We start from the raw sequence: 11,357 nt of genomic DNA on the forward strand, positions 1-11,357 counted from the left end.
GGTCATGCCCAATCTCAACGGGTTCCAGGCGACCCGTGCGATTTCCAAGGAGGCCACCACCGCGCATATCCCGGTCGTGCTGGTCACTACCAAGGACCAGGAGACCGACAAGGTCTGGGGCATGCGCCAGGGCGCCAAGGCTTACATCACCAAGCCGTTCACCGAAACGCAGCTGGTGGACGTGATCAACAGCCTGCTGCCAGGCGGCTGATCAAGCCGGCAGGAAAGAAAAAGGCGGGGATTCCCCGCCTTTTTTGTTGCCTGTCGATTGTGTTTTTCAGGGCCGGAAGGCTTCCGCCATTTTCCTGTACAGCTCGCGCTGCGCAGCTGTTTCCGCCCGCGGTGCGCGGATCTCGATCTCGACGATCTGATCGCCCGCGGCAGGTTTCCCGGGCAGACCGCGTCCGCGCAGGCGCAACTTGCGGCCGGCATCGGAGTCCGGCGGGATCTTGAGCTCCACCGAGCCACCCAGCGTCGCGACGCTGACCGTCGTGCCCAACGCTGCTTCCCAGGGCGCGAGAACCAAGGTGTAGAGGATGTTGCGGCCGTCGACCTCGAAATCGGCATGCGGCCGGTAATCGATTTCCAGCAGCAGATCGGCGCGCTGCGAGCCCTGCACCTGCCCCTGTCCGGAAAGACGGATCACCTGTCCCGGGCGGATGCCAGCCGGCACCTTCACCTCCAGCGTGCGGCCATCGATGCCTATGCGTTGCGCACCGCCGGCGTATGCCACTTCCAGCGGTATCGCGACCTTGGCACGGGTATCCCCCGGCGGCTGCGGCCGCCCTCGCGGCCCGGCGCGACCGCCAAACAATGATTCGAAGAAATCGCTGAAGCCAGCACCGCCGAGTCCTTCATCGCTGCGAAATCCTCCGCTGCCAAACCCACCGAAGCCCTGGCCGAACTGATCGCCAAAATCCGGTGGCGGCCGGAAGTCTTCGCCGGGGCGATATCCGCGCGAGCGCAGTTGGTCATAGGCGGCGCGCTTGTCCTTGTCGCGCAAGACCTCATAAGCCTCGTTGACGGCTTTGAAGCGCTCCTCGGCGCCTTTTTCCTTGCTGACATCCGGGTGGAACTTGCGCGCCAGGCGGCGATACGCGGTCTTGATTTCCGCTTCGCCCGCCGACGCCTCCACACCGAGGACATCGTAGTAATCCTTGAATTCCATCTTGCCTCCAACAGAAGAGCCCGCGGAGCGAACTCCGCGGGCCCATTCTATCCGCCGCGTTGCCTGGACGCGGAGTTACTGCACCTGGATGCGCCGCGGCGTCGACTGCGGACGCTTGGGGATCACGACCTCGAGAACGCCATGCTTGTTGGTCGCCACGATGCTTTCCGGATCGGCGCTTTCCGGCAGCGCGAATTGCCGCAGGAACTCGCCATGTTCGCGTTCGCGGCGCGAAACGCGGTCGCCTTCGCCGTGCGCATCGGCGCTGCGCTCGCCCTTGATGCTGAGCACACCCTTGTCCATGCTGATGTCGATGTTCGCAGGGTCGACGCCGGGCAGATCGGCGAGAATCACGAAGCGTTCTGCCTCTTCGCGGACATCGACGCGCGGCTGCCAGCGATGTCCCGCAGTATTTGCCGGCGCGGATTCGTTGAACAGATGATCGAACACCTGCTTGAGCTCGGCCTGCAGCGGGTTGTGCGCATAACGGATGTGATGACGGGACAGACTCATTTCCTACTCCTCGGGCGGCGGATGATTACCGCCATGTCCGCTATCTGTATTCGCCGCGGGAAATTTCAAGGCCGGAAATTTCAAGACCCGGACCATCGACAGCACAACGGACTTTTCACGCGTCTCGTTTAGACTTGCGTTTCCCAATGGAGACCCCAATGAGCATCCAGATCGGCGACAAGATTCCGCAGGCCACCCTCAACTATCTCAAGGATGGGGTACAGGCCATCAACACCGACGAATTGTTCGCGGGCAAAAAAGTCGTGTTGTTCGCGGTACCGGGCGCGTTCACGCCTACCTGCTCGGCCAAACATCTGCCGGGTTACGTCGCCAAGAGCGAAGAATTCCAGAAACGCGGCATCGATGTCGCCTGCCTCTCGGTCAACGATGCCTTCGTGATGGGCGCTTGGGCAAAAAGCCAGGAAGTACCCGACAGTGTGCACATGCTCGCCGACGGCAACGGCGTGTTCACCAAGGCGCTAGGCCTCGAACTCGACGCCACCGCTTTCGGCATGGGCCTGCGTGCCAAGCGTTTCGCGCTGTATGCCGAGGACGGTGTGGTCAAGCAGTTGTTCGTGGAAGCACCCGGTGAATTCAAGGTGTCCGCGGCGGACTACGTGCTCGAGCATCTGGCCTGAGTCCACTCGCATAGAGGCATCGGCCGGGCCGGTCCAGACTGGTCGTCCAGGCGAAGAAACCGCGACTGGCTTCAGCTGGGATTGGGTTATTTCGCTTCCATCGCCGTCGGCATAGGCTAGCCTTGCGCTACCGGCGTCATGCCACTGTCAGGAGAGCCACCATGAAGAAACTCGCTGCCGTATTTTTCGCCGTCGTTTTTGCTCTTTGTGTTCCCGTCGCTGCGATGGCGTCCTGTGGCGATTGCGGACGCGTCCAGAAGATCGACACTGTTGTCGGACATCGCTCCACCACCGGCGGCATGATCACCGGCGCAGTGGTTGGCGGATTGCTCGGCAACCAGGTCGGCAAGGGCAGCGGCAAGACCGTCGCCACTGTCGCCGGCGCTGCCGGCGGTGCCTATGCCGGCAACAAGATCGCCAAGAACATGGAAAAGACCCAGTACCAGGTCACCGTCCGGATGGAAGACGGGCATTACGAGACCGTCGTGCAGAACAGCGTCAAGAATATCCACGTCGGCACCTCGGTGCGGATCCGCAACCACAAGGCTGTCAGGCTCTGATACCCGTCATTGAAGAAAGAAAAAAGCGCCCCGCCGGGGCGCTTTTTTTTCGCACGCTTTCAGCGCAGCACGCGGATATCGAGCTCAGCCCAGGCACCGGTTTGCGCCATCGCGGTGATGTGCTGATCACCCGGCAGCGCAAACGCGTGCGTGAAGCTGCCGCCGCCGCTGGTCTCGCCGACCCATTGCCCGTTCACCAGCCAATTCACGTGGGCATTCGTGCCGAGCGCGCGCAAGTGGATCTGCGGCGGCACCACGCTGTTGGGCGCACGCGCGATGGCACTGCCGTTGGCGGGGCCTTCGATGCGCAACACTTCCATCGCGGCGAGCGCATCGTCGCTGCAATCTGGCGACAAGGCCGGAACTTGCGCCGCCTGCCGCTGCGCCACCGGCAACCAGGGATAGGCGAGGCTCGGCCAGCGCGCGATCGCCAACGAATGATGTGCGTGAACCTGCGTGCATTGGCCGGACAGGCGCAGGCCGCTCTTGTCGTCGACATCGACGACCAGTTTTCCCGAACTCCACAGGCGCGCGTCACGTTCCGGCAGGGTTGGCGGCAGACTGCCAGCCAGCGCCAACGCCTTTCGTTTTTCACGACACAGTTCCGGATGCGCGGGGTCGTCGACCACACCGAGTGGCCAGCAGATCTCCACGCTGCGCACGTCCGCCGGCATGCCCTGCCTGCTTTTCGAAGTCGCCATGCGCGGCAAGCTGTCCACCACTTCGAACAACAGCGGCAGAGCAGTGACAGCACCATATTGACCTGGCATCGGCGTGCCATCAGGCCGACCAACCCAGACACCGATCGTGTAATCGCTGGTGCTGCCCAGGGCCCATGCATCGCGGAAGCCGTAGCTGGTGCCGGTCTTCCAGGCGACGCGCGTGCGACCGCCGGTGTCGAATGTGTCTTCGCTCAGGCCATCGCGTTCGTGCTTCTCGAGAATTTCGCGAATGATCCAGGCCGCACCTGGCGACAACAACCGCCGCCCCCCCGGCGTCTTCCCCGGCGTGTAGTTCACGCGACCGGCAAGACCATCGCGATTCAACGCGACGTAGGCGCCGACCAGTTCTTCCAGCGAAACGCCGGTGCCACCGAGAATGATCGACAGATTCGGCGTTGCGCCTTCGGGCAACTTCAACTGCACTCCGGCATGTTCGAGACGCGCGGCGAAACGTGCGGGGCCGAGACGATCAAGCAGATCGACAGCGGGAACATTCAACGACAGGCGCAGCGCGTCCGCTGCCGCGACCGGGCCGTTGAAATTCGGATCGAAATTCGCCGGTCGATACGTGCCGAAACTCTGTGGTGCGTCGACCAACAGGCTTTCCGAATGAATCAGACCGTCATCCATCGCCAGGCCATAGAGAAACGGCTTGAGCGTCGAACCCGGCGAACGCGTCGCGCGCACCATGTCAACGTGGCCGAGACTGGATTGTTCGGCGAATGCCAGCGAACCGACATACGCACGCGCTTCCAGCGTGTGATTGTCGACTACCAACAGCGCCGCGGAACTGCGCTCGGGGAGACGGGAAAAATACGCTGTCACGCGCTCTTCGAGCAGGCGCTGCAGGTTCGGATCGATCGTGCTGCGAACCTTGGCGATGCCCGGATTGGCATCGCGCAGCCGTTCGGCCAGCAGTGGCGCGAGCATCGGTGGCACCAGTCGCCGCGAAACGACTGGCTCGATCATCGCGTCGTGCACTTCCCGTTGCGACCAGTCGCCCTGCTCGGCCAGACGCAGCAACACCTTGTCGCGGGCGCGGCGCGCGGCTTCGTTGTGACGATCGGGGCGCAGCCGGCTCGGCGATTGCGGAAGTACGGCAAGCAATGCGGCTTCGGCATGCGAGAGATTGCGCGCGGGTTTGCCCAGATAAGCCCAACTCGCCGCTTCGACACCTTCGATGGTGCCGCCGAACGGCGCGTAGTTGAGATAGATCGTGAGAATTTCCGATTTCGAATAATGTAATTCCAGTTGCAGCGCACGCAGCATCTGCCGGAGTTTTCCCCAACCCGTGCGTGGTTGCGGATCGAGGATGCGTGCGACCTGCATGCTCAACGTCGAGCCACCCGACACAATCCTGCCGTTGCTGGCCCACTGACCGCCGGCACGCAGCAAGGCCACCGGATTCACGCCGGGATGATGCCAGAACCAACGATCCTCGTAGCCGATCACCGCCTGCAGATAAAGCGGCGAGACCTGATCCGGCGTCACCGGATAACGCCACACACCGTTTCCGGCAGCGAACGCACGCAACGGCGTGCCGTCATTGGCAGTGACGATGACGCTGTACGTTCTCGCATCCGGCGAAGGCAGCGGGAACAATCGGTCGAGAACGAGCAGGAAAAAGAAAACGACGCACAGCAAGACGAGGCTGTGCGCGCCGCGTCGACGCCAGCGTCGTTGGAAATGGCCAGGAGATTGCATCACGGATCCGGATGGCGACAGGGACGGCATCGCTGCCGCCCCTGCCCTGCACTATCGGTCAAGGCTGGACGACGGTGATCGTTTCCAGCGGCGTGCGGCCAACTGCACGCAATTCGGGGCGGTACATGTCCTCGACCTGAGGCGGCGGCACCGTGTACGTGCCCGGCGTCACCGCCCGCACCAGGTAATACAGCTTGGCCGTGTCGTAGGACAGCTTTACCGCAGCGACGTAACGGTCATCGCGGTATTCCTCGTGCACGATCTTCGCCTGGCTGGAACGCTCGTCGAGCGAAACACCATCAACCTTGATATCGGCCCACTGCTCGGCCGGCGTCAGGTTGAGGTTCTCGACTTCGAGTCCGGCCGGCAGCAGGTCGACTACCAACGCATCGGGCACACTCTCGCGCGACTCGATCTTGAGTTGCACGATCAGCGGCTGGCCCTCGCGCAGATTGCCACCCTTCCACGGCGTGCCATCGGTGTTGTAGTAACTGCGAATGACGCGGATCTTGCCCTCGGACACCGCCGGGCGCGTGCGTGGAATGCCGGCGATATCGACGGTGGCATAAACGCTGCCAGTCGATTGCAGGTTGTAGCGCAGCCCGGCGGAAAGATCGGAATAGGTGTAGCTGCGACTGTCGATGCGATCCGGCGCCAGCGGAACGGTTTGCGCGCCGACCGTGTACTGCCCCTGGAACACGCGCTGCTGATCGAGCGTGCCGGCCAGCGTCTTGCCCAGTCGCGCCAACGCGATCTGTTCCTGCGTGCTGTACCAGACGTAGTTTTCGGCAGAACGCGAGCTCAGTTTCTGCGACAGTGCCAACAGGCGCGCATCGGCCTGCGGGACGTTGAGCTTGTAGCGTTTCGCGAGCATCGCCATCAGCGCTTCATCGCGAATGCTTGAGCCGTAGTCGCCGAGGTACCAGGGACGCTCGTCCTTTTTCGTGAACGCTTCGGCGATCGCCTTCTTACCGCGAGCGTGATCGCCCTGCAGATCGAGTGCCAGACCGAGATACATCACGGCCAACGGCGTGACCGCTTTCGAACGCTCGTTGTCGTACAAGGCCCGCAAGGTGCCCAGCGGCGCGCGATTGACGCGGGCCAGTACATATCCCGCCTGTGCCTGATAGGCGAAGCGCAACGCGTCGCGCTGGTCGTAACCATAGAAAGGCGAATCGCCGGTCAGCAGATCCTCGTTCAGACGCTCCAGCGCTTTTTGCAGCATGCCTTCGGGCACCGCGAATCCGGCCTCGCGGGCATCGAGCAGGAACTCGCTGATGTACGGCGTGAGAATCGGATACGGCTCACCATCGCCGCTCCACAGCGAGAAATGACCGTTGCTCGTCTGCATCGAGCTCAAGCGTGCGAACGCGCCCTCCAGACGCTTGCGCCGCTCATCGGGAGTCAACCCCTTGAAGCCCATGCGCGCTGCGGTTTCGGTATCAAGCAGCAAGGCGGCGTAACCGCGTGTGGTGGTCTGCTCAGCACAACCGTAAGGGTAGGCAAGGATGTCATCGAGAACCTGCGCGAACGGAATCGGCGGCAGGCTGCTGATGGTGACGCGGGCGTTGACCGTGCCCGGCATCAGACCATTGGCGGCATCTGCGCCCAGTGCGAGTACCTGCCCCGAGGCCAGCGTTTGCAGACGCGAGCGCACGACACCGCCCCACGCCGGACGCACCGGCACCTCGAAGCTGCGATTGACCGTGAAGCCACCACCGCTGACTTTGAGTTTGATGGTGCCTATGCCGGAGCCTTCGCTGCCGGTGAGTGGAAAACTCAGGGTGCTCTTGCCTTCGACGCCGAGCGACAGCTTGCGGCGCGGATTGCCGATCGCGATCGGGCCGACGGAGTCGAGCGCGACATCAAACGCCGCCGCCTTGCCGGTGTAATTCTTCAGGTCCAGCGTCAGCGTACTGCGATCACCCGGCGCGAGCGCGCGCGGTGCGCTCACCTCGGCCAACACCGGCGCACGCAACACGCTTTCGCTGCTGCCCTGCCCGTATTGATCCTGGCTGTAGACCAGCGCGGAGACGCGCAGCGTGCCGTTGAAATCGGGCACATTGACGCTGACCTGCGCCGAACCCGTGGCATCGAGCACGACCGGCCCGGCAAACAGGTCTACGGTCTGCACCTTGGCGGTGGGACGGCGCGCCTGCGGCAATGCCTGCAGCGACATGTCGCCGCCGAATTTCAACGTCGCGGTATCGCCTTCGAAACTCTCGATCACGCGGCCGTAGATGTCGTAGGCATCGACACCGAGACGACGCTGCGCGAAGAAGTGATCGGCAGCATCAGGAACCGGAAAGCGGGTGATATTGAGAATGCCGACGTCGACCGCCGACAGCGTCACCCAAGCTTTCTTGCCAGCCAGCAGCGGTGCCCTGATCGTCACCGGCAAGGCCTGCTCGGGCTTGCTGAGCTTGGGCGATGTCACCGTCACCGGCACACGACGATCGGCACGCGCCATCGGCACATACACCTCGCCGACGGCACGCGCGGGCGTGACTTTCTCGACCGCGGAACCGCCACGGAAAACCAGCGCGGTGATGTAGACATCGTGGCGTTCCCAATCCTTGGTCACTTCGATTTCATAGACCGCACCAGCCTTGGCATCGATCGGCTGCGTGTGCAGCAGATGATCGCTCTCGACGATCAGCACACCGGCACCCGGATGCGGCGGCGTCACCGTGACCTTGAGCTTGTCGCCGGCGCGGTAAGCGGTCTTGTCCAGCGCCAGCTTCACCTTGTCCGGGCGCGCATCGAGGCCGCGATTCTGGTTATCCCAATCCCAACCGGCGACGAACGGAAAGCGTGTGACCAGACCGGTCGCGGGGTCCTTCACCTCGATGCGGTACTCGCCCCACTCAACATTGAAATCCACGCGTGCCGCACCTTCGGCGCGCGCTGCAACCGTCTTCGTCTGCACGGTCTTGTAGGTCGAGCTGTAGTCGTAGCCCCAACGATTATCTTCGTAGGTCCAGTGATAATCGCGGTTCTCGCGCACCAGGCTGACGCTGAGGTTGTTGCCTGCCTCGAGACGGCCATCGATATTGCTGCGGATAACTTCGAAGCCGACGGTGCTGTCGTACGGTGCCGATTCCTTGGCATCGAACAGCGGGCGAATGCCCACGAGCACCGGTGCTGGCCACATCGTCCGCTTGACGCTGCGACTGACCGGACGACCACCGGATTCGTAAACGCTGCCGGTCACGATCACTGATACCGGTGCCGTGTTCTTGACCTCGTCAGGCAACTTGATCGGCGTGCTGAGCTTGCCGGCGTCGTCGAGCGTCGTGTCGATCACGTCATCGGGCTTTTTCGGCAGCGTGATGGTCGGGTCGCCGAAGAAATGATCGGGATATTTCGCGACCGGGTGCTGCTCGGCGATCACGCCCAAGCGCGCAGTGAAGCGATTTTCCGATGCCGGCGCGCCGTAGAGATAGGCCGCGGTGACATCGAGATTGAGCGGCTCGCCCGGCTTGATCGCGGCCTGTTTGGAATCGAGGTCGAGCTTCATCCGCTCGGGCAGGAACTCTTCGATATGCAGCTTCATGCCTTCGACGACGTCGCCGGCACCCGGCGCAGTACGGAATTCCACCTGCCAGTTGCCGGTGGCGGCATCCGGCGGCAGTGCCTGCTGCCATTCGTAGTAACCGCCTTCGCGTGGCTTGAGCTGGGACTCGATGAACACCTTGCCATCGGGTTGTTTCAGGCTGAGAAACAGTGGCTGTGCCTTCACCGGCTTGCCGTCGTAGTCGCGCATCAGCGCCGAGATGCGCAGGGTTTCGCCGGGACGGTAAAGATCGCGGCCCGACCAGGCGAAGACATCGAACCAAGCCTGCTCGCGGCCGGCAACTTCGAATTCGGACAAGTCCAGCGCCGGCTGGTTGAACGCGAGCATGGAAACATCGTTGCCACGGCGCGCGATCAGCACGTGCTCGGCATTGAGCTTGTAGGCGACCAGGGCATCGCCGTTGTCGTCGGTGGCGGCCTTGAGCGTGGTTTCACCCTTGCGATCCAGCGCAGAAAGAGTGACGTCGCCGAGGGCTTCACCAGTTTTCAGTGATGCGGTGTGGACGTAGATCTTGTCCTTGTAGGCGCGGACGTGCAGGCCGATGTCGCTGACGTAGAAAATCGCGGTTTCGTATTCGCTGTCGAACTTGCCTGCTGCCTTCATCACCGCGAAATACAGGCCGGCCGATTGCAGCTGGCTGATGTCCTTGAGCGGGAGATAGGTCAGGCGGCGCTCGTTTTGCGCGCCACCGAGAACGAAGCGATTGATGTAGACCGAGTCGGCGAAATCGCGGATCGAATTGCGATCCTCGTCGCCGTTGTAGTCGCCTTCATCGAGTTGCCAGCCGCTGCGGCGGCCGCCGCGCTGGTATTCGGCGAAGAACTTCGCGACTTCGCTGTCGCGTACGCGGAAGAATTCAACATCGACCTCAGGCACGTTCACTGAGACTACCGGCAGGCCGCGACTTTCCTTGGCCGGCAATACGCTGCCTTGCGAAGCGAAGCCGACCGCAGGCTCCATCGGGCCGGTGAACACCTTGCGTTCCTCGTCCTTGCCCAGAGTCTTGCCGTCGGAGGCGGTTAGCCCGGCACGGATCAGAACGGAATACGTCTGGCTGGATTCGACGTAGGGGAAACGAAGTCTGAGACTGTCGGGAGTGAGCACCCAGCTGCCCTTGATCACTTCCCCATTCGGGCCCTTGACCACCAGCAACTGGTCGAATTCCTGGGCATTTGCCAGAGTCTGCGAGAACACGAGCTCGATCGCGGACTCACCATTTTCTTCACTGCGACCCGCGGAGACCAGCCCGAAGCCAAGCACTTTTTCGCGCAGATCCACCGCTGCGTGACCTGGTTGCAAGGCTGGTACCTGATTGGCTTCGCGCTTGCAGCCGATCAACAGGCCGCCCGCCAAAACGCAGGCAACAAAAAACGCCGCTATGCGACGTTGGGTTCGGGAATGAAACATGGTGGCACCTCCGGGGACTGCCGAGACGAACGTGATCGTTCGAACAATCCGGACAGGGATTTAATGGATTTTTAACGCGAGTTATTTTTTCGTTATTTATCAACAACTTCTGTTCAATCAACTATTTGCCGCTGGCGACCACAGGCAATTTGGCGGCTTGGGCGGTCGCCGCCGCGACCTTGTCGATGGGCGTCATCTGCAGCGCAACATCGGCCACATCCAGCCCGAGGCCACTGCCGCCGTTGCGCGACGAACGCATCATCCGGCCGAAATCGATGTCGACATAACCGATCGGATGACCGTCGGCAGAGAACGCCATGCCCGGCACGCCATCCACCAGCAGCACCGTCTTCGGCGTATGGGTCTCGCCCATCACCAGACCCGGCCGGAACACTGGCACCCCGCCCCACTCGTCCGACGTGCGCAGCAACGAAAAGAACACCATGCCTGGCTCGGCGCGAATGCCGTCGGCAAGATTCACGAATGCCAGATCCTTCGGCGATTGCCGCACGCGCAGCCAGGCGAGGCCGAGTTGGCTGTCGCGCGTGACCAGATCGGCAGGCAACCAGTCGTCGCTGCCGGCCAGACGCACACGGAAATCGCTGGACTTGGCGACCGGCGCCGCGCCCTGCGAACCCGAGCTCGGCATGAATGCGCTGAAGTCGACGCTGACCGCGCGATCAGGCACCAGCAACAGGCCGTCGGCACTGACCAGCAATGCCTGCGTGCGGTCCTCGATGCGCTCTTCCTTGCCGGAACTGGTCACCGACATCACGAACTTCACTGTGACCACGGCCTGCGCGTGTTTGGCGGTCAGATCGCGATAGATATCGCGATAGTCCTCGACCGTCGCAGCCTGTGCGGCCGAGAACGCCAAAAGAAAAACCGTCAGCAATGCGCTGCGATAAAAAGATTTCATCGGGACTCCGGAGCATCGGCGTTGAGCCAATAGCGTTCAAGGTAAAGGATGCGGGTCTGACTACCGCGGATCACCTGCAGCGGAATCAGACCGCCGTGGGCGAGCGCCAGCGAATGATCGAGCGCCTTGGACAACTCGTCCGGCGTGCT

The 11,357-nt window shown here is 62.5% G+C and carries 8 protein-coding genes; 3 read left to right on the plus strand and 5 right to left on the minus strand.

Features of this window, described 5'->3' with window-relative positions; translation table 11 throughout:
• On the plus strand, nucleotides 1-211 hold a 211-nt coding region (locus tag VKM35_RS08225; RefSeq protein WP_324320269.1), incomplete at its 5' end, for a response regulator.
• A gap of 66 nt (nucleotides 212-277) precedes the next feature.
• On the opposite strand, the gene VKM35_RS08230 is transcribed toward VKM35_RS08225, so the two are convergent.
• Both VKM35_RS08230 and VKM35_RS08235 read right to left on the minus strand, forming a co-directional pair.
• Nucleotides 278-1,168: a DnaJ C-terminal domain-containing protein gene (locus VKM35_RS08230; RefSeq protein ID WP_324320271.1), complete on the minus strand. Its 891-nt coding sequence runs from the start codon at nucleotides 1,166-1,168 to the stop codon at nucleotides 278-280.
• 75 nt (nucleotides 1,169-1,243) lie between these two features.
• Entirely contained in the window at nucleotides 1,244-1,681 is a 438-nt protein-coding gene (locus tag VKM35_RS08235; RefSeq protein ID WP_324320273.1) for an Hsp20/alpha crystallin family protein, read from the minus strand.
• Between the two features lie 158 nt (nucleotides 1,682-1,839).
• Here VKM35_RS08235 and VKM35_RS08240 point away from each other — a divergent pair, with 158 nt between their 5' ends.
• The gene (locus tag VKM35_RS08240) at nucleotides 1,840-2,319 is read left to right on the plus strand and encodes a peroxiredoxin (protein ID WP_324320275.1); all 480 of its coding nucleotides are present in this window, start codon (nucleotides 1,840-1,842) and stop codon (nucleotides 2,317-2,319) included.
• A gap of 161 nt (nucleotides 2,320-2,480) precedes the next feature.
• On the plus strand, nucleotides 2,481-2,879 hold the full coding sequence (locus VKM35_RS08245) for a glycine zipper 2TM domain-containing protein (protein ID WP_324320277.1): 399 nt from the start codon (nucleotides 2,481-2,483) through the stop codon (nucleotides 2,877-2,879).
• A gap of 59 nt (nucleotides 2,880-2,938) precedes the next feature.
• Here VKM35_RS08245 and pbpC read toward each other — a convergent pair whose 3' ends face one another.
• The 3 genes from pbpC to VKM35_RS08260 all read right to left on the minus strand — a co-directional run bounded on the left by pbpC (nucleotide 2,939) and on the right by VKM35_RS08260 (nucleotide 11,208).
• On the minus strand, nucleotides 2,939-5,305 hold the full coding sequence (gene pbpC, locus VKM35_RS08250) for a penicillin-binding protein 1C (protein WP_324320279.1): 2,367 nt from the start codon (nucleotides 5,303-5,305) through the stop codon (nucleotides 2,939-2,941).
• A 58-nt stretch (nucleotides 5,306-5,363) separates the two neighbouring features.
• On the minus strand, nucleotides 5,364-10,289 hold the full coding sequence (locus tag VKM35_RS08255; RefSeq protein ID WP_324320281.1) for an alpha-2-macroglobulin: 4,926 nt from the start codon (nucleotides 10,287-10,289) through the stop codon (nucleotides 5,364-5,366).
• Between the two features lie 121 nt (nucleotides 10,290-10,410).
• Nucleotides 10,411-11,208 (minus strand): hypothetical protein, encoded by a 798-nt coding sequence (locus VKM35_RS08260; RefSeq protein ID WP_324320283.1) that lies wholly within the window; start codon nucleotides 11,206-11,208, stop codon nucleotides 10,411-10,413.
• Nucleotides 11,209-11,357: the final 149 nt, after the last annotated feature.

Source organism: Arenimonas sp., from assembly GCF_035312645.1.
Classification (GTDB): domain Bacteria; phylum Pseudomonadota; class Gammaproteobacteria; order Xanthomonadales; family Xanthomonadaceae; genus Arenimonas.